Source organism: Limnobacter sp. UBA7229, assembly GCF_002473065.1.
GTDB classification, from domain to species: Bacteria; Pseudomonadota; Gammaproteobacteria; order Burkholderiales; family Burkholderiaceae_B; genus Limnobacter; species Limnobacter profundi.
Genome location: NZ_DKTN01000003.1, coordinates 1 through 25,057 on the forward strand (window position 1 = coordinate 1; position 25,057 = coordinate 25,057).

Below are 25,057 nucleotides of genomic sequence, written 5' to 3' on the forward strand. Positions count from 1 at the left end.
GGCGCAGCATCGGCCACTGGTGAAAAGTCAGTGGCTATGGCAAGCGGATACGAAGGAACAGCCATGGCCGCCGAGGGTTGCGCAATCTTCCTAGTTTACCGCGACGCAGATTACAACATCGTCCACGCCCGTGCCAGCAAGGTTGGTCAAAACGGTATAGAGCCAGGGAAGTTTTACAAACTGACCCCAACCGGTGAATTTCAGGAGGTCACAAATGGCTGATTCCAAAAAATGCCCGCCGTGCAACCAGAACTGCGAACAGGGCGATACCTGCCCAGTCTGGCTGCAGATGAATGAAAACACGGAGCACGAAGACGACCAGCCCACCCACACCGATTCCATGGTGATCAGCCTGGTACTGGGCACCGCTGCCACATGCCTGATGGCGGGTTTCGTGTTCGGCAAATGGACCGGCGAAGAGCGTGCCTTTAATACCCTTTCAGCAACCACCGTTTGCAACCTACAGGAGTACCTGCGATGAAAGACAGCCACATTTCCACACCGCGCACCAGCAAGAACTGCACGTTCAGCGGCAGCTACCGTGCAGCCAATGACGACGAGTTCATTGTCATGGTCAAAAACGCAGCCAAGGTGGTGGTGCCTTTCCTGGTGGGTGCTGCGGTTTCTGCCCTGTCGCTTATTTCGATGGGTGCGGTGTGAATCCAGACATGCTCAACAAGCTGCAGGAGTCGCTTGCCGATTCAATTAAAGGCAAGCCACCTGTGCGCCTGCGTGCGTCCAGCGTTGGGGATTTGTTCGACTGCCCCGATCGCTGGATTGCTGTGCACATCGAAGGCCTGCGTGTGCGCCAGAACTTCCGCGCCACCATGGGCACGGCCATTCACGCCGGCACTGCGCACTTCGACACTGAAGTGCTGCAGGGCCAAACACCAAGCTTATTGGCTGCAACTGAATGCACCGCTGAAGCCCTGCGCAACAGCGATGAAGAAACCGTGTGGGACATTCGCCGCGAAGAAGCCGAGGGCATTGCCGTGTCGCTGACACACAAGTACTGCACCGAGGAAAGCCCGAAGCATCACTTTGTTGAGGTTGAGAAAACCTGCGAAAGCCTGGTGTTAACCGATGTGGGTTTGGAGATTACTGGTCAGGTCGACCGCATCCGTGAGGTTGGCAACAAGTACGGTCCAGCCGACTTGAAAAGCGGTGTGCAGGCCGTGAACCGCGAAGGCCACGCCAAGACACAGGCCCATGCTCCCCAACTGGGCGTGTACAGCCTGCTGGGTGAATTTAGCACCGGTAAGCCGATGGAACTGCCCTCTTTGATCATCGGCATGCAAACCGCCAAGACCCGCGAGAACCAGCGCATTGCCGCCACGGAAGTTAATGGTGTGCGCGAGGTGCTACTGGGCAACGACGAACGCCCCGGCCTGCTTTTCAATGCCGCCCTGATGATCCACGGCGTGATACCGCCCTACGGAAACCCGCGGAGCATGCTCTGCCATGAAAATTTTTGCCCCCGATACAACAACAACTGTTTTTGGAGAAAGTAAGCAATGAACACACTTGCAAATCTGCAGCGCCCGGCTGCTCAAGACGTCCGCGTGGATATGTTCAGCCTTCAAGGGTTTGAACTTGCACAACGCATTGCCAAAGCATTTTCTTGCAGCGATGCGGTACCTGTTGCCTTTCGTTCCCATGTGCTGAAGAAAGACAAGACCGGCGAGTTTTGGGTTGAAAACCCAGCTGCCCTGGGCAATTGCATTGTCGCCATTGAAGTGGCCCAGGCAGTTGGCATGTCAGTCACTGCGGTTATGCAGAACGCTGATGTCATCCAAGGCAAGTTGCGCTGGTCGGGCAAATTCGTGATTGCAGCCATCAACGCCAGTCGCCGCTTTACTCCACTGGAATTCAAATTTGAAAACCTTGGGAAGATCAAGGCCACCTACAAAGAGAAACAGGGCTGGAACGATCAGAAGAAGAAATACGACTTTATCGATCGAACCGTCGAAGTCGACAACATTGTGTGCACCGCTTTTGCCTACATGATCGAAAACGGTCAGCGTACAAACAAGCGTATTGAAGGCGCACCTGTATCAATGAAGATGGTTGTTGAGGAAGGTTGGTACGGCAAAAGTGACAGCAAATGGCAAGGCGAAATGAAACACCTGATGTTTCAGTACCGCGCCGGCAGCTTCTTCGGAAACATTCACGCCCCCGACATCGTCATGGGCATGGGCCGCACCGCTGAGGAAGAGCGAGACATGGGCACTTTGATTCCCCAGGAAGACGGCAGCTACACAGCAAGTGTCGATGAACTCAAGTTCAATTCCGCATCTGAAAGCCAGGTTTCCGATTCAAAAAAGGCCCAAACCGAAACAGTTGTGGAGAAAAGCGCGACAGGGACGGAAAGCGACGGTGACCAATCGACCTCTGAAATGACCGCTGAAGAAAAGGCAGAGATCGCAGCCAAAGAGCAGGCCGAGGCGGAAGCAGCCGAGCAAGGCCAGCAAGCCGAGACCACCACCCGAGCCGCGCGGACCACCCGTGCACGCACCCAAGCCAACATTGAGTAAACCAGCATCGCGGGAATAAGGAAGCTGTCATGTTCAAGAATTTAATTGTATTCAGACTCACCAAATGGGAAGAAACCCCAAAGTCTCTGGAAGAAAAGCTGTCAAAAGATGTGCTGCATCCTTGCGGAGGACTCGACATTCAAACGCGTGGCTGGATGCCTGCAAAAGCAGAAGGCGGGCCATTTGTGCATCAGTGCGGCAAGCATTTGCTCATCTCGCTTGGTGTTGAGAAAAAGCTTTTGCCAGGCACCGTTATCAACCAGTTCACCAAAGTCCGTGCGGCTGAAGTTGAAGAACGCGAAGGCTACAAACCGGGTCGCAAGCAGATGAAGGAAATCAAGGAAGGCGTGACCGACGAGCTGCTGCCCCGTGCATTCGCCATTCGCAGCCAGGTCAAAGCATGGATCGACACCGAAAACAGCTGGCTTGTTGTCAATTCATTTGGCACAGCAAAAGCCGAAGACCTGGTTGGCCTGCTTATGAAAAGCGTTGAAGGTTTCAGCGTTGCATTGGTGAAAACCAAGACCAGCCCTGTTGTCGCCATGACGTCCTGGTTGGCCAACAACGAAGCGCCTGAAAACTTCACCATCGATCAAGACTGTGAACTTGAAAGCCGCGGCGAACAACGCGCAAAAGTGAAGTATTCACGCCACAGCCTCGAAACCCAAGAAATCAGCAACCACATCCAAAACGGTAAAGACGCCACACGACTTGCTTTGACTTGGAATAACAAAATCTCTTTTGTCCTCAACGAGCATTTTGAATTCAAGCGCGTTGACCCGCTCGATGTGATCAAAGAAAAAGCCGCTTTGAGTGCCGATGACGACTCATTCGATTCCGACTTTGCATTGATGACCGGCGAATTCCCGCAACTTATTGGAGCGGTCGTTGATGCCCTTGGTGGTTTGCAGCACATCGACGGACCACTTTTCGAACAACCAGAAGCCGAGGAGGCCTGAGCCATGCGCATCAACTCAATCAACGTATCCAACTTCCTGCGTGTGAAGCAGGCCAACATCGAATTCGAGCGCCCAGTGGTGCTGGTTGCGGGCCCCAACGGCAATGGCAAATCGTCACTGGCCGAGGCGGTGCGCATGGCCTTCACCGAAGAACCCACTCGTGTGAAGAATAAAAAGGACTATGAAAAACTGGTCCACGATGGTGAAAAGATCGGCAGCATCAACATCACCCACAGCCAGGGCGAGACCAGCTTCGTGGTGCCCAAGGGCAAGGGCGAGGGGCAAATTACTCATGGCGCCATGAACTGCTGCCTTGATTCAAACCTGTTTGCCCGCTTGGGACCACAGGAACGCCGCGAGTTTTTGCTCAAGCTGACGGGCGTGAAGTTGACCCCAAAGTTTGTAGTCGATGCCCTCATTACACGTGGTGTAAACAAGGAAAAAGCTGACCAGGTTATTCCCCTGCTTTCAGGTGGCATTGCCACGGCGCAAACAGAAGCCCAGGCCAAAGCCCGAGACGCAAAGGTTGTGTGGAAAAACACGACCGGCGAGACCTACGGCAGCGAAAAAGCCGAAGGCTGGAAGGCCGAGGTGCCCGAGTTCGACCAGGACAAGATCAATGTACTGACCGAAAACATCGAGGAGCTGCAAAAGCAGATCGATGAAACCAACCAGGCCATTGGCGCGGTTCAGTCACCAGGTGAAAACATCGAGGAGCTGCAAAAGCAGTTGGCAGCGGCCCGCGAGAAAGGCACGCAGTACGCGCGCATTCAGGACAAGTTGCTGGTGGATGAAGCCCAGCTGGTTGAGTGGCAGGAAAAAGTTGATCAGGCCAAAGCTGCTGCCAAAGGCAAGCGCGAAGGTTTGATCCATGAACTGGCTTTCGCGCTGGCTGACTTGACCAATGAACAACAACCCTTGGGCACCGAACGCGAGACATACCAGAAAGCGATCACGCTGCTGTGCACATACGAAGACCACCACGGCCCGATCGAAGAGCAATTTAATGAATCCTTGGCAGCCAAGCTACCCGAGTACCAAAGGGCCTTTGAGCTGATCAACAACAGCGTCAACAACGGAAAGCGCGACCTTGCAGCAGCTGATGCCGCTGCTCAACTGGCGCTTCAAATTGAAGAAAAAATCGCCTTGGCCAAGGACAGCCAGGCACAGACCGAGCAGCTTGCAGCCCTCAGAACCAAGTTGGCCGAACTGCGCGCCGAGCTTAAAACCAAGGAAACCGCACGCGACCAAGAAGTGCAGAAGATGCGCGCCGCCGACCAGGCTGGATTGCGCACTGAACAGGCCACCGCCGCCCATGAGGATGTGAAAGCCTGGGAAGAAATCAGCAACGCCCTGAAACCCGATGGTATTCCCAGTGAGTTGATTGGCAGCGCCCTGGAGCCTTTCAACAGCATGTTGACCGAATTCAGCCTGGTTGCTGATTGGCCAACTGTGCGCATGTATGACGACATGGGAATCGGATTTGGCGACCACGAATACCCACTGTGCGGCGAAAGTCACCAGTGGCGAGCGGACACCCTGATCACCTGCGCGATCGCAGCCATCAGCGGAATCAAGTTCGTGGTGCTGGACCGCTTCGATTGCCTCGACTTGCAAGGCCGCGCCGATGCGCTGGCACTGATCGACGACCTGATCGCAAATGCCGACCTTGAATGTGCTTTGATCCTGGCCACGTTGAAAAGCAAGCCCACTGGCCTGCCCGACCATGTACAGGCTGAGTGGATCGAGGGTGGTGTTTTGCAGTCAGCAGCTGAGCAGGTGGTGGCATGAGCAAAGAGACAGGCGGGCCAGCGTTTCCGATGCCGGGACTTTCTGGACTTCCCAATCATGGTTTTGTTTATGGCGAGAATGGTATGACCCTGCGCGACTACTTCATTGCCCACATTGGCGACGAGAACCAGGCAGGCGATGACAGCGACTACAGCGACCACGCAAAAGCCGCGCTCGTGGGTCGACCTTACCCCAGCTATACAGATGACGGCCCCTTGGCTGTTTTCCAATTTGAGGCCGAGTTCCGAGCCAAGTGGCGGGCTATGCGTGCCGACGCAATGTTGGAGGCTCGGAAATCATGAACACACGCAATGAAACAAAGCAGGGGTGATGCCGTGAGATTAGTGATTGAATTAATGCGTAGGCTGTGGTGCCAGCATGAAAACACCCTTCAAGTAGAAGCCAATCGCACAAAAGTTTTGGTTCTTTATTCGACATTACGCTGCGTAGATTGCGGCAAAAGGTTTCTATGATCGACTTCAAAAAACTTGTCGCGACTGCCGACCATCACATCAAGCGTGGCGACTTAATCATGATGGACCCCAAGGTAGTAAGACAAATGGCCGTTCGTCTTATTGAGCGCGAAGAAAAGGTAGCTGAGGAAATAGCGGGCATGTTGCGCATCAATCCTAACATTGCGCTTTCAAAATCCGGTGATCCAATTTTCACGAGCCCGGAGGAGGGACACGATCTTGACGGTGATATTCCAGAGTGTAAGTGTTGCGGCGGTACCGGGCTTGAGGTTCAAGGGAGTGATTCAGCATGAGCCTCCCCTACGAAAACACCACCGCCGGCAACAAGGCCTTGGCCGAGCTGCAGAGCATGTTGCGTCAATTTGGCTGCAACAAGTTCGGCAGCATGCAGGACGACTCCGAAGGTGTATTGATCGTCCAGTTTGAGTACCGCGGCCAAATGGTCAGCGTGAAAACTTCCATCAATGGCTACGCTCAGGCTTGGTTGAAGGAACACCCCTACTCCAACCGCATGCGCAAAACGAAGGTGGAGCACGAACGCGCAGCCAAGGATGTGGCCAGCATCGCCGTGTATTCAATCATTCGTGATTGGACCAAGGGCCAGATCATGGCCATTGAAACAGGCGTGTTGTCGTTTGAAGGGGCATTCCTTGGGCAAATCCTTCTGCCCAGCGGGAAGACCGTGCTTGAGCATGCTCAGGCTCAAAAGCTTTTGGGGGGGTGCTACAGCATGAACAAAGATTCCAAAGCCGCTGAAATGATTATCAAGGCCACGCTGTTCGACATGACAGAGGAAGAGCGCAATATCGTTGAGGCTTGCAGGCAGGATATGCAAGCCGTGATTCAAAAGCACGGTGATGAGGTATCGGCCATTGCAATTACCTTGGCCTTGCTCGAGCTCGAATCAAGGTTGGAGGGGTGAGCGATGACCAAATCCAGAGGCATCATCAACCCCCGCCGTCAGTGGACCAACGAAGAAGACCGGATCATTGCGGAGCACTACCCCTACACATCCAGCACAGAGATTTGCGACCTGTTGGGCTGCAACGTACACATTCTGTACAAGCGTGTGGAAAGGCTGGGTATCAAGAAAGCACCCGGCTTCATGACCTCGTTTATTTCAGGCCGCTTTCAGCGTGGAGAACGCCGTGCACCAGAAACCCAATTCAAACCTGGTCAAAAGCCATGGAGCGCCGGCAAGAAAATCGGCACGCGTGGTCGAACTGGTGAAACCCAGTTTAGAAAAGGCATGGTTCCCCACAACTACCTGCCAGTTGGCACGGAGCGAACCAACATCCACGGCTTCATCCTGGTGAAGGTAAGGGACAAAGGCGCTCAGTGGGAACGCTGGCAGTTCAAGCATCGAATGGTGTGGGAAGGGGCCCATGGTCCGGTCCCGGACGATCACGTTCTGATCATCAAAGACGGTAACAAGTCCAACTGCGTACTCGACAACCTTGAGTTAATCAGTCGCAAAGAACTTGTCCTTAAGTACGGCATCGCCAGCATGCCCAAGGAAATCGCCGACCTCATGAAAATCAAAGGCGCCATTACACGTGCCATCAACAAACGGAGCAAATCAGATGAGCAATGACATCAAAGGCCTGCGAGACATCATGTTCGACACGTTGCGTGGCGTGAAGGACGGCAGCATCAAGATTGAAACGGCCAAAGCCATCAACGACACCGCCCAAACCATCATCAACAGCGCCAAGGTTGAGGTCGAATTTTTGAAGGCCACTGGCTCGCCAGCCTCAACCGGATTTATCGGTGGCGACAACAAGATGAAGGAAATCACCAACACGCCCACGGGCACCAAAGTGGTTGAGAAAGACCCAGAAAGCGGCGTTACCACCACTGTTCACAGGATGCGCGGGTAATGGATCGAGTACTTGAGCTGGGCCTGTACGGCCTGGCATGGCTGGCGATCGTGATTGCCTTGGGGAGGTTGAATAAGTGAAAGCAAATGATGACCTGATTCATCAGGCGTACCAGGAACACCTCAACGACCACGTCGCTATGGGCCGCAAGGTGATCGAGCTTCACCAGCCACTTGGCAATGCGGAGCTCGAGCAAATCTGGAAGACCAAATTTGAGTTGCAGTTTGGTGTGTCACGAACCCTTTTCATGGCCATTGCCCGGGAAGTGATGCACCCAACGATTGGAGGGTTGAGAAGTGGTGAATGAAAATGCAAGCCTCATCAAATATGAGCCGTCAAAGTGCGATGAATGCGGACGCAAGATCGTTGTGCTGTCGGATTTGTGTGCGAAGTGTGCAGCTGGCATTGAATTGAATGGCATGAAGCAGGCCAACCGGCCAGGAACAAACCCATTACCGACTTGGCCAAAACCACCAGCGCCACCTAACCCACCGCCAGCCCCAGCCTTTGCGCAAGGTGAGCCCAAAGTCTGGGTGAAAAAGCCGGGAAAGTTCGAGTTTGAAGGTGATGATGTAACAATTAAAAACTGGGAGTTCCGAGCAAACATCACACCGACAAAACGTGAATGTGTACAGGCGGTTTTGAAGTATCTGTCTGAGAAATGCTTAGAATCGGACGGTTTAGATACGCCCGCTTGGAATGAGGACGGCATTGAAATTCGGGAAATTACCAGCGGCGTTATTGAAGTCGTGCAGAAAAGCACTGGGGAGCCAGTGCGCCCCCACTTCACTAATTTTTCACCGAACACCCCAAGTCACCTCAGAGAGCGTCTATCGGCCCCAGCCGAACCAACCCCAGCCGTTGCGGTGAATCAGCCAACAAGCGATCAATTGCTTGAAGTCGCAAAGAGTATGGTTCCCGCCGTAGAAAAGGCAATTGGCATTTACACAGCAGCAGCGATTAACAAACAGATGTTAGAGGCTTTGAAGGTAGCTAGAGGCTCTTTGAATAGCTACACGCCAGAATACGCCATGGTCGTTGAAGCAATCGCAGCAGCTAAAGCCGCCAAAGGGGGTGTGTGATGGGGACTTGGGTCGAACTGCGGTGCGAAGAACGCAGCGAACAAACCGGATCAGACAGATGTTGGTCTGACGACAACAGCGGTCCCATGCAAATGGCTAGTGACAATCAAAAGTCCATTTTTTCAACATTGAGTGACTTGAGAAAAGAAGCGATTAAATCAGGCTGGGTGAAAACTCGCAAAGGGTGGACTTGTCCACACTGTGTTGCGGAAATCCAGAAAGCAAGGGGGCGAGGATGAACCAAAACGACCAGATGCGCGAGGCTTTGCGCATGTACATGAGCGCAGGTAGCGGCAACAGTACCGATTTTGACCTGCAAGCAAGGGCGTGGAGCATGGCTCACCAAGCCCTAAACCATACTCCCGACACCGGCAAAATGGCTGGGCCAGCAATCGGCAGTGATTCAATTAAGGAAGATTTGGCAGCCAGCTTGATGGCTGCGAATAGCCTGATTGGCTGCCTTATTGAGGGAAAGCAAATCACAACAGGCATGGTCAGCATAACAAGGCATCGCATTGAACAATCCCTCAGAAACTACCAAGAATTTACACGCAAGTTATCGGGCCCATCAGAAGGCGAGAACGGAGGCTCAACCTAATGGAAAAGCGTTGCTTCAATCAGCAAGAAGCCCGGGAGTACCTGGGCGTGAAACGAAAATTTTTTGACACACACATAGCCCCAAGACTTCAAGGGGTTAAAGCAGGAACCTCACTTATTTATGAAAAAGCCGACATCGACAAAGCCTGGGAAGCGTATAAACTGGAATCGGGTAGCGGCGGCCCGGAGGTAAAACAATGGGACGCACAACAGGTATCCAGCCGACCAAGGATGGTGGCTACAAAGTTGACAAGGTCTACCGGGGACAGCGAATTCAGCAATACGGCTTCTGCAGTGTTGAAGAAGCGGAGAGCTGGCTTGTCCGTGTGCTAGATGAAATGCGCAGGCAGTTTGTGCACGGGGTTCGCTCCCCGCGTACATTCGACCAGGCAGCAGCGCATTATTTGAAAACTCACCAAGACAAACCATCCCTTGAGTCGGACATATACCACTTAAAGGCAGTGATGCCTTTCATCGGCAATTTGCCCATTGACCAAATCCACAATGGCACTCTTAAGCCATTTGTGGACGCGAGAAAGGCACAAGGCCGAAAAAACAAGACGATCAATCACAGCCTGGCTATTGTTCGACGTATCTTGAACTTGGCCGCGCGAGATTGGCGGGATGAAAACGGAATGACCTGGCTGATCACACCGCCCTTGATCACACTGTTGCCATTGACAGACCAAAGGCCACCCAGGCCGCTCATGTGGGAAGAGCAGCGTCAAATACTGCCCCACTTGGCCGATCACCTGGCAGCCATGGCCCTGTTCACATTGAACACAGGATGTAGGGACGATGTGGTGTGCAATTTGCAGTGGGACTGGGAATTACCAATTCCCGCCCTGGGTATTTCGGTGTTTGTCGTGCCCCCAAAGCATGTCAAAGGCGAAGCCCACCGCAAGCAGGAAAGGGTATTAGTATTGAACACCGTGGCTCAAAAGGTCATCGAGCAGCGCCGGGGTACCCACCCCACGCATGTGTTCACCTACCGTGGCAAGCCCATTGAAGGCATGTCAAACAACGGTTGGATCAATGCCAAACGCAAGGCCAAGATCGGGGATTTGCATGTTCATGATTTGCGCCACACCGTGGGCTTGCGCCTGCGTGAGGCGAAGGTTTCGGATTCCACGATTTCAGCAGTGTTGTGGCACTCGAACCGAACCATCACCGGTCACTATTCCATGGCCCAGGTGGTGGAGATTTTTGAAGCATTGGAGTTGATCAAAGACGAATCCAATCGTTGGAACATCAGCTTGGAGGCTTTGAAAAGGGAAAAAGGTTTGACCAAAGTCACTCAAAAGTCACTTAGGGCAAATCCAGAAAGACAAACGGGCTAGGCGCTTGTGACACCTAACCCGTTAATTTTACTACTTAAATTTTGGTGCGGCTGGCAGGATTCGAACCCACGACCCCTTGGTTCGTAGCCAAGTACTCTATCCAACTGAGCTACAGCCGCTGTGAAGAAGCGAGATTATGCCCCAAACAATACCGTTGTGCAAGGGCATGCCTGCTCTTTTTAAAAAAAACTTTAACAATCTGCGCGCAGGCTGTATTGGGCCACCAGCCTGCGGAACTCGTCCTCCTGACGGTCCAGTTCCTCATCGCTATAACGCAACTCGTTTTGCAACACAAACCGCACCTCATTCATACAGGCCAGGGCAGCCTGGCTGTCCAGAAAAAGCGCCCTGCTTCGGCGAGCCAATACATCTTCAATGGTCACTGCCATTTCTTCAAGTACGGCCTGCGCAATTTCTGCTTCATTCAAATCAAGATTTTCATGAATGGCAGAACCGGGCTTTCGCATGGGAAGGTCGTCTTCAAGACGCAAGTAGCGGGTACGGGTTGGCTTGTTAACCCAGCCCTGTTGTTCACACACCAAATCAACCACCTCCTCCGCCATACTGCGATAAGTGGTCCATTTGCCACCAGTGATCGTCACCAATCCGCTAGGCGCGGTAATCACTGTGTGCTCACGAGAAATACTCTTGGTATTTTGCTTCTCGCCCCCCGCACTCACCAATGGTCGTAACCCAACAAACACACTGCGAACATCGGTGCGCGTGGGCGCGTTGGCCAGGTATTGGCCCGCCGTTTTCAAAATAAAATCGACTTCCTCGGGCAAGGCATCGGGTTCCCAAGGTGAGTCCTTGCGGGGCGTGTCTGTGGTGCCAATCAAGGTTTTTCCCAACCAGGGCACCACAAACAACACACGGCCATCGCTGGTTTTGGGCACCAGCAAGGCTTCCTTGGCTGGGTAAAAGTGCTGGTCAACCACCACATGCACGCCTTGGCTGGGGCTCAACATGGGTTTTGAATCTGGCAAGTCCAATCTACGAACATCGTCCACCCACACACCAGTGGCATTGATTACTGCTTTGGCTTTAAAAGTAAAAGACTCGCCGCTGAATTCATCGCGGGCTTGCACACCATTAACTTTCTCAGCAGTTTTCACAAAGCCAGTGACTGGCATGTAGTTAATCGCGAGGCCACCCAGTTTGTGCAGGGTTTTCATCAAGGCAATCGCCAGGCGAGCATCGTCAAATTGCGCATCAAAATAGCGCACTCCCCCATGCAATTTCTGCTGGGAAATAGTGGGTACTGCACGCAATACCTCATTTTTCTTCATCATGGTGGTGGGGCCAACACCCAGTTTACCCGCCAGCATGTCGTACATTTTCAGGCCGATCCAGTAAAAGAATTTCTGGAATACATTGCGCACTGGAATGACAAAAGCCAGGGGCTTGACCAGGTTGGGTGCATTCACCAACATGCGGCCACGTTCTTCAAGGGCCTCTTTCACCAAACTGAAATTGCCCTGCGCCAGGTAACGCACGCCGCCATGGGCCAACTTGGTGGCTCTTGAGCTGGTGCCTTTGGCAAAGTCATGCCCTTCGAGCAATAGCACCTTCAGGCCACGGCTGGCCGCATCCACTGCGCTGCCCAAGCCTGTAGCACCACCGCCAATTACAATCACGTCCCATTCATACTGCGCTTGTGCCTTGAGTTTCAGTGTTTCAAGGTGCTTTTTACGACTAAGCATCTGCCCATCCTTTGGAACGTTCTACCGCGCGGTGCCAGCGATCAAGCAGTGCACCGCGTTCATCAATACTCATCTTGGGTTCAAACCGTGCATCTACCCGCCAGTTGGCCAACAAGCTTTCCTCCGTGTCAAAAACACCCACGGCAAGGCCTGCCAAATAGGCAGCGCCCAAAGCAGTGGTTTCGGTTACTGTGGGGCGCACCACCGGTGCACCCAACAAATCAGCCTGAATTTGCATCAATAAATTGTTGTTCGATGCACCACCATCCACGCGCAGTTCACTGAGCGGTTTTGCGCCATCGCGCTGCATGGCCTGAACCAAATCCACCGTTTGCAGGGCAATGCTTTCAAGTGCCGCGCGTGCAATGTGCGCTTTGGTGGTGCCCCTTGTCATGCCCACCAAAGTGCCTCGAGCATAGGGGTCCCAGTGGGGCGCGCCCAGGCCTGCAAATGCCGGTACCATGCACACGCCATCTGTGCTTGGCACACTGGCGGCCAGCGCCTGAACATCGGCCGATTTTTCAATAATGCCCAAACCATCGCGCAGCCACTGCACCACCGCACCACCCATGAATACACTGCCTTCAAGCATGTAACTGGTTCGGCCATTCACCTGCCAACCCACCGTGGTCAGCAGGCGGTTGTGGCTTTCAACCACTTCAGTGCCGGTGTTCATCAACATAAAGCAACCAGTGCCATATGTATTTTTGGCTTCACCAGGTTTGAATGCCGTTTGCCCAAACGTGGCTGCCTGCTGATCACCGGCAACACCTGCGATTGGAATGGCTGCGCCCAACACTGCGGGATCACACCGCGCGATTTCACCGCTTGATTCACATACCTGTGGCAACATGCTCGGCGGTATGTCAAACAACTGAAGCAACTCAGAATCCCACTTCAGTGTTTTGATGTTCAACAACATGCTGCGTGAAGCATTGCTGACATCGCTTGCATGAACCGCAGCACCTGTCAGGTTCCACATCAGCCAACTGTCCACAGTTCCAAAGGCCAGTTCGCCGGCTTCAGCTTGCGCACGGGCGCCCGGCACATTGTTCAAGATCCAGTTCACTTTCGTGGCTGAAAAATAAGAATCCAACTCCAGCCCGGTACTGCGGCGAATCAGGGCAGCCTTGCCCTGCTCACGCAACTTGTCGCAATATGCAGCCGTGCGGCGGTCTTGCCACACAATGGCGTTGTACACGGGTTTGCCGGTTTTTCGATTCCACACCACGGTGGTCTCGCGTTGGTTGGTAATGCCAATGCCAGCAATGTCCGAGGGTTTAAGCCCGGCTTTTTCAATCGCGCCCCGGGCACAAGCCAACTGCGTGTTCCAAATGTCTTCGGGGCGGTGCTCGACCCAACCAGCCCTTGGAAAAATTTGCTCAAACTCTTGCTGGGAACTGGCCACCACTTGCGCCTGCGCATTGAACACAATAGCGCGCGAACTGGTTGTGCCTTGGTCCAGTGCCAAGATAAAACCCATGCGGTCATCTCCTTTCTTGTTGTTACTTTCTTTGCCCGGTGCTGTTCCAGTTGCCCACGTGTTTGTTCAAAAAAGCCTGCATACCCTCGGCCTCGAACCGGCTCACACTCCACAACTCATCAGTCAATACATCCCGGTTCAACCAAATGTAGGTCTCGGCTTTCAAGGTTTCGCCACTGGTGTTCAGCACAACCTCAATTTCGCGGCGCTCATATTCAGGCCCCTCGAAGGCATCAAGATTCTTGACATCCTCTGGCAACACGTTCAGCCACACCAAACCCTGCACTTGCGCGCTCGGGTTTGGCACCATGGCCGGGTAAGTTTCACCAGGCACAGCATGGCGTTGATGCCCTTTGGCAATGGCATTCAAACAGGGATAAACACCCTGCACCACTTGCCCCCAAACTGGCAAATACATCAGTGATCCATACACAAAAACATGCTTGCCGTCTTGCTCAAATTCCGAGCCCATGCGATGTTACCTTTTCAGATGAAAAACAATTAGAAAATGCCTGCAAGGAGACGATGTGAAAACAACAACTGATTTGTTCAATTTACAAGATAAGGTGGCTTTGGTCACGGGCGCGACCCGCGGAATTGGCCTGGCCTGTGCGGAATTACTGGCAGCCAAGGGGGCTACGGTGATTATTTCCAGCAGAAAACAAGAGGCTTGCGAACAAATTGCTGCGCAATTTCAAGCAGATGGCCTGAAAGCTGTGCCCATGGCCTGCCATTTGGGCGAGATGGACCAGATTGAGGCGCTGTACCAACAAATTGAAGCAAAATTCGGGAAGCTGGATATTTTGGTGAACAACGGGGCGACCAACCCACACTTCGGGCCAATTTACGACACTGACCTGGCTGCCTTTCAAAAAACCTGCGATGTGAACATTCGTGGTTACTTTTACATGAGCAGCCACGGCTGCAAACTAATGGGCAAGAATGGCGGCGGAAGCATTATTAATGTGGCTTCGGTCAATGGCGTTATTCCCGGCCTCTACCAAGGTATTTATTCGATTACAAAAGCCGCAGTCATTTCAATGACCAAAGCTTTTGCCAAAGAATGTGCGCCCATGAAGGTGCGTGTGAATGCGCTGCTGCCCGGTGCAACCGACACCAAATTTGCATCGGCCTTGGTGCACAACGATGCCATTCGCAGCGCGCTGCTGCAACATGTACCCATGAACCGGGTTGCACAGCCCAGCGAAATGGCGGGTACTGTGCTATATCTAGCCTCCGAGGCTTCAAGTTACACCACCGGTGCCTGCATCAATGTGGATGGCGGTTACCTGGTGGTGTAAACATGACTTGGCTTACTTAATCTGTATGCCTTTGTAATCTTCAGCGTTCAGCGTGCGCCCCATTTGTTGCCAAAGAATGTGGCGCATGCGCTTGAACGGCACCAGGCGCGAGCCCAACCACACACGCGCAGCATTGTTGCCATACACAATACGCGGCTCGTTTTTCTTGATGCATTTCAACACATACTCGCAAATTTCATCAGGCGGCGTGGTCAGGAATTTTTTGGCAAATTTTTCGTGCTCCGGCTTGCTGGCAATATTGGTGTTGATGCCACCTGGGTGCACCAAATGCACCTGCACCTTGCTGTTTGAAAGCTCAACCATCAGCGATTCTGTAAACCCACGCACTGCAAATTTGCTGGCGCAGTAATCTGAATTGCTCGGTGTGCCCACCAAACCAAAAATACTCGACACATTCACGACAGCGCCCTCGCCGTTGGCCAATAGTTGCGGCAAGAATGCGCGCGTGCCATGCACCACACCCCAGAAATTAATGCCCATGACGCGCTCATAGCTGTCGTCACTCAAGGCCCACACTGGGCGACCTTCTCCGCTAACACCCGCGTTGTTGATAATCACATGTGCATTGCCCAGCGCTGCTTTCACTGCTTGGGCAAATGCATACACCCCCGCCTTGTTCGACACATCAAGCTTCTCGGCATACACCTGCACATTGGCCGCTTGCATGACCAGTTTCTCGGTTTCTTTCAAACCTTTTTCATCGTAATCACACAGAGCAACTTTACTTCCAAGTTTGGCAAACATCAGCGCGTACGAACGCCCCATACCTGAACCTGCACCGGTAATCACCACCACTTTGTCTTTGAAATTCTTCATGCTGCAGCTCCTTCTGTAAGCAATGCAGATTCATCGGAGTGTAAGGGCTGCTGCTGTGCCAAAGGTGCCTGCAACACATGGTCATTCATCTTGAAATTCCTGGCCATTCGCAGGTATGTGTAACTGAAGCCGGGAAACATGGCCACCACATGGCCGCTTTTGCTTTTGTACCAACTGGTACAACCACCGCGTTTCCAAACGGTTTTTTCCATCTCGCTGTGAATGTGGGTGGTGTAGCGCTCTTCGGCTTGCGGCTTCACCTCAATGGCAGCGGCTTTTTTCGCTTTCACTTCAGCAATAGCACGCATGATGTAATGCATCTGCGCTTCAATCACAAAAATTGCTGAGGTATGCCCAATACCGGTATTCGGACCAGTCACGATAAACAGGTTGGGAAACTGCGGCACGGTGGTGCCCAAATAAGCGCGTGGAAACTCATTCCACACATCGGCCAGTTTGGTGCCGCCCTTGCCCACCACCGGGTAGGAAATTACACCGTCAGTGGCATCGTAACCCGTGGAATACACAATGCAGTCCAGCTCAATCTGCTCGCCGCTCAGTGTCTTGATGCCGGTTTCATTGATCTCGGCAATGCCGTCGGTCTTGTCGTGCAAGCTTACGTTGGGGCGGCAATAAGCGGGGTACAGCGTGTTGCTTAAAATAATCCGTTTGCAGCCAATGGTGAAATCGGGTGTTACTTTCTTACGCAGTGCAGGGTCTTTAATCTGCTTCTTGATGTGGTGCAGTGCCTCGCGCTGCGCAATGTTCTTCAATGCGAAGTCAGAGTACTTGAATGCAATAACACGGCTTTCCAATCCCCAATAAATTGCTGAACGAGCCAATTTGCGAATGGGCTCCACTTTCAGCAAAGCGCGCTGCCAGGGCTTGAATACACGGTCTGGTCGCGGCAGTACCCAATGGGGTGAACGTTGAAATACATGCAAATGCCCTACTTCAGACGCAATGGCGGGGATCACCTGTGCCGCGCTGGCACCACTGCCAATAATGGCGACGCGTTTGCCTTTGTGGTCGTATTGCTGATCCCAGGCATTGGTGTGAAAAGTCTTTCCTTTGAATGTATCGCGTCCCTTGAAGTTCGGAATCACGGGTGTACTCAAGGGGCCAGAAGCGTTAATCACAAACTGCGCCTTGATCACATCGCCTGTTTGCAAATGTACATACCAGCGTTGTTCGTTCTCGTGCCACTCGGTGCGCTGCACATTGCTGTTGGTACGGGTTTTCTCACGCAGGCCATGCTTGGTGATCACATGCTCGGTGTATTGCTGAAGTTCTGCACCTTCAGCAAACATTTGGCTCCAGTCGTAAGGTTCGCTTTCAATTGAATACAACAGCGATTGAACATCAACGGCGGCGCCAGGGTACGAATTTTGGCACCAGGTGCCCCCCATGAAGTCCCGGCGCTCGAGCATGATGAAATCTTCAATGCCACGTTTTTTCAAATTAATTGCCGCGCACTGCCCACCGAAACCACTGCCAATGATGACCACCGTGTATTCACTCATGCCTGGAACCTTTTCAGAAAAATTTTGCTTGTGTGAATGTATATCTGACAACAGTCATTGTCAATTATAAATTCACCAATAGAGGGTAGAACCCTCCCCCTAATTGGAGGATTAAAAAATTGGCGTACTAGCAAAATTGACGGATGTTAAACACAAATCCAACAATTCAGGAGCAAACCCATGGCCGCACCCCAAGCATTGATCAAAGACCTTGAAGGCGAAGTCAACGTAAGCCGCAACGGTGAAACTGTGGCTGTAAAGGCAGGCGACTACCTGCTGCCGGGTGATGAAGTGGTCACAGGCGCAAATGGACGTTTGGCGCTCGAGTTTCCCGGAACTGAAGGGCAAATTCCTGCGGCGGGTGTGATGACTGCCAATGGCAAGCTGACACTGGGTGAACAAACAGGTGCCAATGGCCAGCAGCAAATCGTGGTGCTTGAAGACGGTGAATGTTTCGAGTTCACTACCGAACTGGCCGAGAATTCCGCCGCAGCCGAGGGCGGTGCCGTGGCTGGCCTGTTTGGTGCCGGCCTTCTTGGTGCAGGCAGTGGCGGCTTGGCGGGTGCAGGCGCCGTGGCAGCAGGCGCATTCCTCGCAGGTGGTTCTGGCGACTCTGGAAGCGGCGATGCTGGAACTGGTACCAGCACAGGCGCCAGCAACGCTGGCAGTGGTGGCCTTGGGGGCGTTGGTGCTGGTGAGTTTTCTTCTCAAGACAGCCCACAAAGCCTTGAGGAATTTGCCACTGAAAACCTGACTCAGGACAACTTACAGCAAAGCATTCTTCAGCCAATTCAGGATGCTGTACAAAACAGCCAGAACGACCCTGAATCGACTCCTGACAACATTGCAGTTGCAGTGGAGCAAACAGGTTTGGGTGTACTTGAAAACGTGCACGATGCTTTGGTTGCCACCACTGGGGAAGGCACACCGCAGGCAGACCTTGTACAACAACTGGTGGATGGCGTTAACCAAACACCGTTGGGCGAACCACTAAGCCCGATTACCAACCCGCTTTCAGAAGCTGTGAATACTGACCTTGGCTTGGATACACTGATTTCCGCACTGCCCAATGTTGACCCAACAGATGGTGGCTTGGTGACCAGCGTGGTTGATTTGGCCGATGACATTACACAACCTATCAGCGAACAGGTAGAGCCCTACGATCAATTGCTGCAGGGTTTGAGAGATGTTGCTGTTGAAATCGACAATGTACTGGAAGGTGTACTGAGCCAAATGGGCACCGAGATTCCCAACCTGGACAGCTTGGGTGGTGGCACACCCGCTCTTCCTGCCGAGGTTGAAGGCGGGCTGGCCGATTTGGTCGACGGTATTTTAGGCGGCGCAGACACCTTGCAATCTGCACTTCAAGGCGCTGGCGGTTCAGGCCTGCCCGAAATTCCCGAAGGTGATTTGCTGGGTACACTCAGCAGTGGCATTTCATCCGGTGCCGACGCATTGGGTGGCGAATTGCCCGGATTACCCACCGATGGCTTGCCTGGCTAATATTTAATTTACTTGTCATGTGTCATTAAGTTTTCATTTTTTAACAATAGGCTCAAGTGCTTTAAAAGCGACTTGAGCCTATTACTATGACAAAGACAAAACTTCAACTATTCGCACTCAGCACGATTGCTGCTGCCACTTTGGTTGCCTGCGGCAGCGACAACAACACCCCTCCTGCGGTCAGCAGCAGCGAAACCACCAGTATTTCAAGACTGAGCACTTACAATTCTGGAATCTATGATGCATCAGCAGCAGAGATCCCGGCATACGACCCGGTAAGCCAACGCTTGTTCGTGGTCAATGCACAAGCCGGGGCTATCGATGTACTCGACTTGAGCGACCCGGAAAACCCTGTGCTTGAACAAACACTGACCACGAATGCAATTCGTATGGGCTCAGTGGTGAACAGTATTGCAGTAGCCAACGGTATTCTGGCGGTTGCAATTGAAGACGCAACAAAAACCAACCCTGGTCTTGCGGCCTTCTACAACACAGAAACGCTCACCTTGATCAGCTCCATTGCTGTGGGTGCTCAGCCCGATATGATCGTGTTCACGCCCGATGCCACCAAAGTATTGACAGCCAATGAAGGTGAACCAAGCGACGATTACCGGATTGATCCTGAAGGCAGCGTCAGCATCATAGACATTAGCACTCCAGCGACCCCCACAGTAGCCACCGCAAGTTTCAGCGGTTTCAATGCAGCCACCTTGCGCGCTGCTGGGGTTCGTATCTACGGGCCAACCAACACTGCTGGAGGCAGCATCATGAATGGTGCCAGTGCCGCGCAGGACATTGAACCTGAATACATCACGATTTCACAGGACAACACCACCGCTTTCGTCACCCTGCAAGAGAACAATGCAATCGCGAAAATCAATATTGCGACCGCCACAGTGACCGATATTTTCCCATTGGGCGAAAAGGACCACGGCCTGGCGGGCAACGAATTTGACGCATCCGATGAAGAAGATGGTGCAATCAATATTCGTACATGGCCCGGTGTTCGTGGCCTGTACCTTCCCGATGCCATGGCAAGTTACTCGGTTGGCGGCGTAACCTACCTGGTAACAGCGAACGAAGGAGACGCCCGTGCCTGGGGCGAAGACAACGACGACTATTTCGCAGGCGATGCAACACTCGGTTTTGTTGAAGAATTTCGTGTCAAGCATTTGGTGAACGCAAATGGCTGGGCGGGTCGCCTTAATGATGACCTGCCACCACAATTGAACGCACTGGTTGCAGGCGGTAACGGTGGCGGTTTGCTCAATCCACTGGTATTTGGCTACTGCGGTGCCACAGCCACAAGCCCTGGGGCTTGTCGCGCCGACAACATGCTCGGCCGTTTGAACATCACCTGGACCATGGGTTACCAAAAGGATGTCAACGGCAATCCTGTATTGTATGACGCAGCGACTGGACTTGTATCACCAACCGGTACGCGGATTATGTATGACCGCCTTTACTCATACGGCGGCCGATCATTTTCCATATTCGACGAGAATGGGGCCTTGGTGTTTGACTCCGGAGCAGAGTTTGAAAAATTCTTCGCCAGTGACGACTGCATGGCTGGCAGCGCCCGAAATATCCCCTGCAAAGACTTCTTCAATTCTGGTCACGATGAAGGCAATGCACTGGACAGCCGTAGCGATGCCAAGGGTCCGGAACCGGAGGGTATCGCAATTGGCACGGTGGGTACCAAAACCTATGCCTTCATCGGTTTGGAACGGTTTGGTGGGGTATTGATTTACGACATCACAAACCCTGCGGCACCATTCCGCGTGGATTACCTGAACACCCGTGAAATTTGGGACATGGAACCCGAAGATGCGACAACGCCAGAGCAACTTGCCGCCTTCGGGGACCTCGGCCCTGAAGGACTGGTGTTTATCGCAGCAGCCGATTCTCCAACTGGTAATGACCTGCTGGTTGTGAGCAGTGAAGTGAGTGGTACCACAAGTACTTATTCACTGAATTTGCCAAGGTAATTCGCCGCACCTGCGTGCCGTTCCACGCGACACTGGCCGTGTCGATAGTCAACAAAAAGCCCCTTTCGGGGCTTTTTGTTTTTTGGCGGAGAAGGAGGGATTCGAACCCTCGAAGAGGTTGCCCCCTTACCTGATTTCGAGTCAGGCCGATTCAGCCGCTCTCGCACTTCTCCATGGGGCGCAAGTATATAGTATTCAGGTAGTATCCAAAAACACTCAAAACAACAAACGGAGACAACTTTTGAACAGCACAGCAAATAACCGGTTCATTTTTCTGGGCTTTATTGCCGCCGGCTTTACCAATATATTTGGCATGCTCGCCGCCAGCGAGTTTTTCACCAACACGGCCTTCCACAAATTATCACCCGAAGTCTTTTCTGATTTCGGTACTTTCATGGTGATGGTATGGGGTCTGGCGTATCTGGCTGTGGCCAGACAAGCGCATCAACTGCCAGCTATCTGCTTTGTATTTGCATTCGAGAAGGCGATCTACGTGTACACCTGGGTCGTCTGGATCAGCAGCAAATCAGACATGCTGCCCATCCTCCGTGAGGAAACACCACTGCTCGCCCTGTTTTACTCTGGCTATGGCCTCATTGATTTGGCTTATGCCCTCTTTTTTGCCTGGGTCGGTATTCGCGCACTTCAAAAATAAGCACCGAAACATGCACATCAAACCGGTGCATGCACCACATCCATCAAAACCGGCGCACCGATTTATTTGGTGCGCCGCACCAAACTCGCTCCACGCACCAAAATTAGCGTGGAATCCCGCACTGATTTAACTCAATTTCACAACTATGCACCCCTTTTTTGCATGGCACACATTCTGCTAAGTGTGTACTGAGACCATGACCAACGACGGATCAGGTCAATTGCATTGAAGTGATTGAAGTACCGGACAACGGCGTCCATCCCAAACTTGCTTGGGCAGGTGTGGTGATGTGCGCCGTTTTTTCTTGTGTTGAACTTAGAAGGACGCACACCATGAGCAACAAACCAACAGACAAAAAAACCGAGTTGTCGGAAACACGTCGCACGTTTATCAAACAATCTGCAGCGGTGTGGGGTTCAACCCTGCTGGCTGGTTTTGGCGCCCCCTCCATCGTCATGGCCCAGTCCACCAAACTGGAAACCACAAAAGCCAAGTTGGGATTCATTGCGCTTTCCGATGCTGCACCATTGTTTGTGGCTGATGAAAAAGGGTTCTTCAAAAAGCACGGCATGACCGATGTTGAAGTGTTGAAGCAGTCTTCTTGGGGCACCACCCGCGACAACCTGGTACTGGGCTCGGCAGGCAACGGCATTGACGGCGCACACCTGCTGACACCCATGGCCTACCTGCTCACCACTGGTGCCATCACCACCAACAATATTCCGGTGCCAATGAATATTCTGTGCCGCTTGAACCTGGACGGCCAAGGGATCTCAGTGAGCAATGAATTCAAAGACCTGAAAGTAGGCACCAACGCCACGGAGTTCAAGGCAGCACTGGCAGCCAAAAAAGGCGGCGGCAAACCTGTTAGCGCAGCAATGACTTTCCCGGGTGGCACGCACGACTTGTGGATCCGCTACTGGATGGCTGCTGCGGGCATTGACCCCAATAACAGCGTATCCACCATTGTGGTTCCTCCACCCCAGATGGTCGCCAATATGAAAGTGGGCAGCATGGATGCATTCTGTGTGGGCGAGCCCTGGAACCTCCAGCTGATTCACCAGAAAATTGGCTACACCGCGGTCACCACAGGCGAGCTTTGGAACAACCACCCAGAAAAAGCGCTCAGCTTGCGTGCGGATTATGTGCAAGCCAATCCGAATGCAACCAAGGCCATTCTGAAAGCGGTCATGGAAGCACAAATGTTCTGCGATGACCCTGCCAACAAAGACGAGGTCGCGAAAATCTGTTCACAGCGACGCTGGATCAACGCCCCCGTGGGCGACATTATTGAGCGCATGAAAGGTCAATTCGATTATGGCACTGGCCGTGTCGAAGACAACAGCAAGCACCTGATGAAATACTGGAGCAACCAGGCGTCTTACCCATTCCAAAGTCACGACCTGTGGTTCATCACGGAAAACCAGCGTTGGGGCTACCTGCCCAGCAAGCTGGATACCAACGCACTGATCAAGAAAGTAAACCGCGAAGACATCTGGAGAAGCGCAGCAAAAGAACTGGGTGTGGCTGCGAAAGACATTCCGACCAGCACATCTCGCGGCGTCGAAAAATTCTTCGACGGCAAGGTGTTTGATCCGAAAAACCCGAAGGCGTACCTCGACAGCTTGGCCATTAAAGCGTTGAAGGCTTGATTCATCTAAGCACTAAGGACACATCATCATGATGAATACCGACACACTTGAGCGACTGCAAACCGCCCCCAAGGTAAAAAGCAAACCCTTTGTTGAAACCGCCGCCTTCAAGCAATTGAAGGAGAGCATGGGCAAGATTGTTCCTCCGATCGTAATCATGAGCATTTTGCTGTTGATCTGGGAAATTCTGTGCAGCGGCGAAGGTGCACGTTTGCCAGGCCCAAGCAAAGTAATCACTGACACGTGGGAATTGATCACCAACCCGTTCTACAACAACGGCGGAAGCGATGTGGGCATGGCTTGGCAAATTCTGGCAAGCCTTGAACGTGTGGCCATGGGTTACAGCCTTGCTGTGGTGGTAGGCGTCGCGCTGGGTGTGTTGGTGGGCCAATCCACATGGGCTTTGCGCGGGCTTGACCCACTGTTTCAGGTATTGCGCACCGTGCCCCCGCTGGCGTGGTTGCCTTTGTCACTGGCGGGCTTTCAGGATGGAAACCCGTCTGCAATATTCGTGATCTTCATCACGGCCATTTGGCCCATCATCATCAATACCTCGGTGGGCATTCGCAATATTCCTGAAGACTACCGCAACGTGTCACGTGTCATTCAACACAACGGCATTGAGTACTTCTGGAAGATCATGCTGCCTGCAGCTGCGCCGTATATTTTCTCGGGTCTGCGCATTGGCGTGGGCCTCAGCTGGCTGGCTATTGTTGCGGCAGAAATGCTGATTGGTGGTGTGGGTATCGGCTTCTTCATCTGGGACGCCTGGAACAGCTCGCTCATCAGCGACATCGTTTTGGCGCTGGTGTATGTGGGCATCGTCGGTTTCATCCTCGACCGCTGCGTCGCCTGGGTGGGCAAGAAAATTACGCGCGGCACATCCGCTGGTTAAGGAGTAATAACATGAGCGATCGATTTTTAAGTATTTCCCAGGTGCAAATGCGTTTCGAGCGCAACGGCATCGTGAACCCAGTATTAAAAGACATCAACCTGGAGGTGAATCGTGGTGAATACATTTCACTGATTGGTCACTCGGGCTGCGGAAAGTCCACGGTACTGAATATCATTGCGGGCCTGCTCACAGCCAGCGAAGGCGTGGTCATTGTCGACAACAAAGAGGTGAACGCACCTGGCCCTGACCGCGCCTTGGTATTCCAGAACCACTCCCTGCTGCCCTGGTTGACCGTGTATCAAAACGTGGAAATTGCTGTTGAAAAAATATTCAAAGGCAAGAAAAGCAAAGCGGAGCAACGCGAATGGATCTTGCACAACCTCGACATGGTGAACATGAGCCATGCGCTGGATCGTTTGCCCTCTGAAATATCGGGTGGCATGAAGCAACGTGTGGGTATTGCACGTGCACTGGCCATGGAACCCAAAGTGTTGCTGTTGGACGAACCCTTCGGTGCACTGGATGCGCTCACACGTGCCCACCTGCAAGACGAAGTGATGCGAATTCAGAATGAGTTGAAGAACACCGTGGTCATGATTACGCACGATGTAGACGAAGCCGTGTTGTTGTCTGATCGTATTGTGATGATGACCAACGGCCCTTCTGCCACCATTGGTCAAATTCTGAACATTGATCTACCCCGACCACGCGACCGTTTGGCCTTGGCCGACGACCCCACCTATAACCATTATCGCCATGAGGTGCTCAGCTTCCTGCACGAGAAACAGCGCAAGGTAGAAAGCATAGGCAAACTGCGTGAACAGAAAAAAGCCGGGGAGAAACAAACCGCCTCAGCTTGAT

At 52.8% G+C, this 25,057-nt stretch carries 27 protein-coding genes, 2 tRNA genes and 1 pseudogene; 23 read left to right on the plus strand and 7 right to left on the minus strand.

The annotated features are described in order from the left end of the window. The 16 genes and pseudogenes from B4C79_RS00590 to B4C79_RS00665 all read left to right on the plus strand — a co-directional run. Window positions 1–222: pseudogene (locus B4C79_RS00590) on the plus strand (hypothetical protein); the annotation flags it as partial. After that, window positions 215–481, plus strand: coding sequence for a hypothetical protein (locus tag B4C79_RS00595; protein WP_291752481.1), 267 nt, complete (start codon window positions 215–217; stop codon window positions 479–481). The pseudogene B4C79_RS00590 and the gene B4C79_RS00595, both read left to right, overlap by 8 nt. After that, window positions 478–660, plus strand: coding sequence for a hypothetical protein (locus B4C79_RS00600; RefSeq protein ID WP_291752478.1), 183 nt, complete (start codon window positions 478–480; stop codon window positions 658–660). Before B4C79_RS00595 ends, B4C79_RS00600 begins: the two co-directional genes overlap by 4 nt. An 8-nt stretch (window positions 661–668) precedes the next feature. Further along, on the plus strand, window positions 669–1,511 hold the full coding sequence (locus tag B4C79_RS00605) for a RecB family exonuclease (protein WP_291741576.1): 843 nt from the start codon (window positions 669–671) through the stop codon (window positions 1,509–1,511). Between the two features lie 3 nt (window positions 1,512–1,514). Continuing rightward, on the plus strand, window positions 1,515–2,534 hold the full coding sequence (locus B4C79_RS00610; protein WP_291741579.1) for a hypothetical protein: 1,020 nt from the start codon (window positions 1,515–1,517) through the stop codon (window positions 2,532–2,534). 29 nt (window positions 2,535–2,563) lie between these two features. Continuing rightward, window positions 2,564–3,493: a recombination-associated protein RdgC gene (locus tag B4C79_RS00615; RefSeq protein ID WP_291741582.1), complete on the plus strand. Its 930-nt coding sequence runs from the start codon at window positions 2,564–2,566 to the stop codon at window positions 3,491–3,493. A gap of 3 nt (window positions 3,494–3,496) precedes the next feature. After that, window positions 3,497–5,284: an AAA family ATPase gene (locus tag B4C79_RS00620; RefSeq protein WP_291752476.1), complete on the plus strand. Its 1,788-nt coding sequence runs from the start codon at window positions 3,497–3,499 to the stop codon at window positions 5,282–5,284. Continuing rightward, the gene (locus tag B4C79_RS00625) at window positions 5,281–5,586 is read left to right on the plus strand and encodes a hypothetical protein (RefSeq protein ID WP_291739535.1); all 306 of its coding nucleotides are present in this window, start codon (window positions 5,281–5,283) and stop codon (window positions 5,584–5,586) included. The genes B4C79_RS00620 and B4C79_RS00625 overlap by 4 nt, the downstream gene beginning before the upstream one ends. 167 nt (window positions 5,587–5,753) lie before the next feature. Further along, window positions 5,754–6,050, plus strand: coding sequence for a hypothetical protein (locus B4C79_RS00630; RefSeq protein ID WP_291739536.1), 297 nt, complete (start codon window positions 5,754–5,756; stop codon window positions 6,048–6,050). After that, the gene (locus B4C79_RS00635; RefSeq protein ID WP_291739537.1) at window positions 6,047–6,679 is read left to right on the plus strand and encodes a hypothetical protein; all 633 of its coding nucleotides are present in this window, start codon (window positions 6,047–6,049) and stop codon (window positions 6,677–6,679) included. Before B4C79_RS00630 ends, B4C79_RS00635 begins: the two co-directional genes overlap by 4 nt. A gap of 3 nt (window positions 6,680–6,682) precedes the next feature. Then, window positions 6,683–7,351, plus strand: coding sequence for an HNH endonuclease signature motif containing protein (locus tag B4C79_RS00640; protein ID WP_291739538.1), 669 nt, complete (start codon window positions 6,683–6,685; stop codon window positions 7,349–7,351). Beyond that, complete coding sequence (locus B4C79_RS00645; RefSeq protein ID WP_291739539.1) at window positions 7,341–7,637, plus strand: hypothetical protein; 297 nt, start codon at window positions 7,341–7,343, stop codon at window positions 7,635–7,637. The genes B4C79_RS00640 and B4C79_RS00645 overlap by 11 nt, the downstream gene beginning before the upstream one ends. A gap of 76 nt (window positions 7,638–7,713) precedes the next feature. Next, a complete protein-coding gene (locus tag B4C79_RS00650) occupies window positions 7,714–7,944 on the plus strand; it encodes a hypothetical protein (protein ID WP_291739540.1) in 231 nt (76 codons plus the stop codon). Continuing rightward, window positions 7,937–8,719, plus strand: coding sequence for a hypothetical protein (locus B4C79_RS00655; protein WP_291739541.1), 783 nt, complete (start codon window positions 7,937–7,939; stop codon window positions 8,717–8,719). Before B4C79_RS00650 ends, B4C79_RS00655 begins: the two co-directional genes overlap by 8 nt. A gap of 235 nt (window positions 8,720–8,954) precedes the next feature. Then, complete coding sequence (locus B4C79_RS00660; RefSeq protein ID WP_291739542.1) at window positions 8,955–9,317, plus strand: hypothetical protein; 363 nt, start codon at window positions 8,955–8,957, stop codon at window positions 9,315–9,317. Between the two features lie 196 nt (window positions 9,318–9,513). Beyond that, window positions 9,514–10,656 carry a tyrosine-type recombinase/integrase gene (locus tag B4C79_RS00665; RefSeq protein ID WP_291739543.1) on the plus strand — a complete coding sequence of 381 codons (1,143 nt, stop codon included), beginning with the start codon at window positions 9,514–9,516 and terminating at the stop codon, window positions 10,654–10,656. A gap of 42 nt (window positions 10,657–10,698) precedes the next feature. On the opposite strand, the gene B4C79_RS00670 is transcribed toward B4C79_RS00665, so the two are convergent. The 4 genes from B4C79_RS00670 to B4C79_RS00685 all read right to left on the minus strand — a co-directional run bounded on the left by B4C79_RS00670 (window position 10,699) and on the right by B4C79_RS00685 (window position 14,314). Next, window positions 10,699–10,775: transfer RNA gene (locus tag B4C79_RS00670), tRNA-Arg, on the minus strand. 72 nt (window positions 10,776–10,847) lie between these two features. Then, window positions 10,848–12,359 carry a glycerol-3-phosphate dehydrogenase/oxidase gene (locus tag B4C79_RS00675; RefSeq protein WP_291752474.1) on the minus strand — a complete coding sequence of 504 codons (1,512 nt, stop codon included), beginning with the start codon at window positions 12,357–12,359 and terminating at the stop codon, window positions 10,848–10,850. Further along, window positions 12,352–13,842 (minus strand): glycerol kinase GlpK, encoded by a 1,491-nt coding sequence (gene glpK, locus B4C79_RS00680; protein ID WP_171099367.1) that lies wholly within the window; start codon window positions 13,840–13,842, stop codon window positions 12,352–12,354. The genes B4C79_RS00675 and glpK overlap by 8 nt, the downstream gene beginning before the upstream one ends. Window positions 13,843–13,864: 22 nt before the next feature. Then, the gene (locus B4C79_RS00685; protein WP_171099370.1) at window positions 13,865–14,314 is read right to left on the minus strand and encodes a gamma-glutamylcyclotransferase family protein; all 450 of its coding nucleotides are present in this window, start codon (window positions 14,312–14,314) and stop codon (window positions 13,865–13,867) included. Window positions 14,315–14,369: 55 nt separating this feature from the next. Between B4C79_RS00685 and B4C79_RS00690 the strand changes: the two genes are divergently transcribed. Further along, a complete protein-coding gene (locus B4C79_RS00690; protein WP_171099372.1) occupies window positions 14,370–15,143 on the plus strand; it encodes an SDR family oxidoreductase in 774 nt (257 codons plus the stop codon). Window positions 15,144–15,155: 12 nt separating this feature from the next. On the opposite strand, the gene B4C79_RS00695 is transcribed toward B4C79_RS00690, so the two are convergent. Both B4C79_RS00695 and B4C79_RS00700 read right to left on the minus strand, forming a co-directional pair. Next, window positions 15,156–15,980, minus strand: coding sequence for an SDR family NAD(P)-dependent oxidoreductase (locus B4C79_RS00695; protein WP_105029283.1), 825 nt, complete (start codon window positions 15,978–15,980; stop codon window positions 15,156–15,158). Continuing rightward, on the minus strand, window positions 15,977–17,503 hold the full coding sequence (locus B4C79_RS00700; protein WP_291743217.1) for a flavin-containing monooxygenase: 1,527 nt from the start codon (window positions 17,501–17,503) through the stop codon (window positions 15,977–15,979). The genes B4C79_RS00695 and B4C79_RS00700 overlap by 4 nt, the downstream gene beginning before the upstream one ends. Before the next feature lie 180 nt (window positions 17,504–17,683). Between B4C79_RS00700 and B4C79_RS00705 the strand changes: the two genes are divergently transcribed. Next, a complete protein-coding gene (locus B4C79_RS00705) occupies window positions 17,684–19,006 on the plus strand; it encodes a hypothetical protein (RefSeq protein WP_171099376.1) in 1,323 nt (440 codons plus the stop codon). Window positions 19,007–19,092: 86 nt separating this feature from the next. After that, entirely contained in the window at window positions 19,093–20,994 is a 1,902-nt protein-coding gene (locus tag B4C79_RS00710) for a choice-of-anchor I family protein (RefSeq protein ID WP_291743213.1), read from the plus strand. 83 nt (window positions 20,995–21,077) lie between these two features. Here B4C79_RS00710 and B4C79_RS00715 read toward each other — a convergent pair. Beyond that, window positions 21,078–21,167 (minus strand) — tRNA-Ser (locus B4C79_RS00715). 68 nt (window positions 21,168–21,235) lie between these two features. Here B4C79_RS00715 and B4C79_RS00720 point away from each other — a divergent pair. From B4C79_RS00720 to B4C79_RS00735, 4 genes are all read left to right on the plus strand, one after another. Further along, window positions 21,236–21,649 carry a hypothetical protein gene (locus tag B4C79_RS00720; RefSeq protein ID WP_171099396.1) on the plus strand — a complete coding sequence of 138 codons (414 nt, stop codon included), beginning with the start codon at window positions 21,236–21,238 and terminating at the stop codon, window positions 21,647–21,649. A gap of 332 nt (window positions 21,650–21,981) precedes the next feature. Further along, entirely contained in the window at window positions 21,982–23,301 is a 1,320-nt protein-coding gene (locus tag B4C79_RS00725) for a CmpA/NrtA family ABC transporter substrate-binding protein (protein ID WP_291743210.1), read from the plus strand. Between the two features lie 28 nt (window positions 23,302–23,329). Beyond that, on the plus strand, window positions 23,330–24,196 hold the full coding sequence (gene ntrB / locus B4C79_RS00730) for a nitrate ABC transporter permease (RefSeq protein ID WP_105029289.1): 867 nt from the start codon (window positions 23,330–23,332) through the stop codon (window positions 24,194–24,196). Window positions 24,197–24,207: 11 nt separating this feature from the next. Next, complete coding sequence (locus tag B4C79_RS00735) at window positions 24,208–25,056, plus strand: ABC transporter ATP-binding protein (RefSeq protein ID WP_206018614.1); 849 nt, start codon at window positions 24,208–24,210, stop codon at window positions 25,054–25,056. The last annotated feature ends 1 nt before the right edge of the window (window position 25,057 follow it).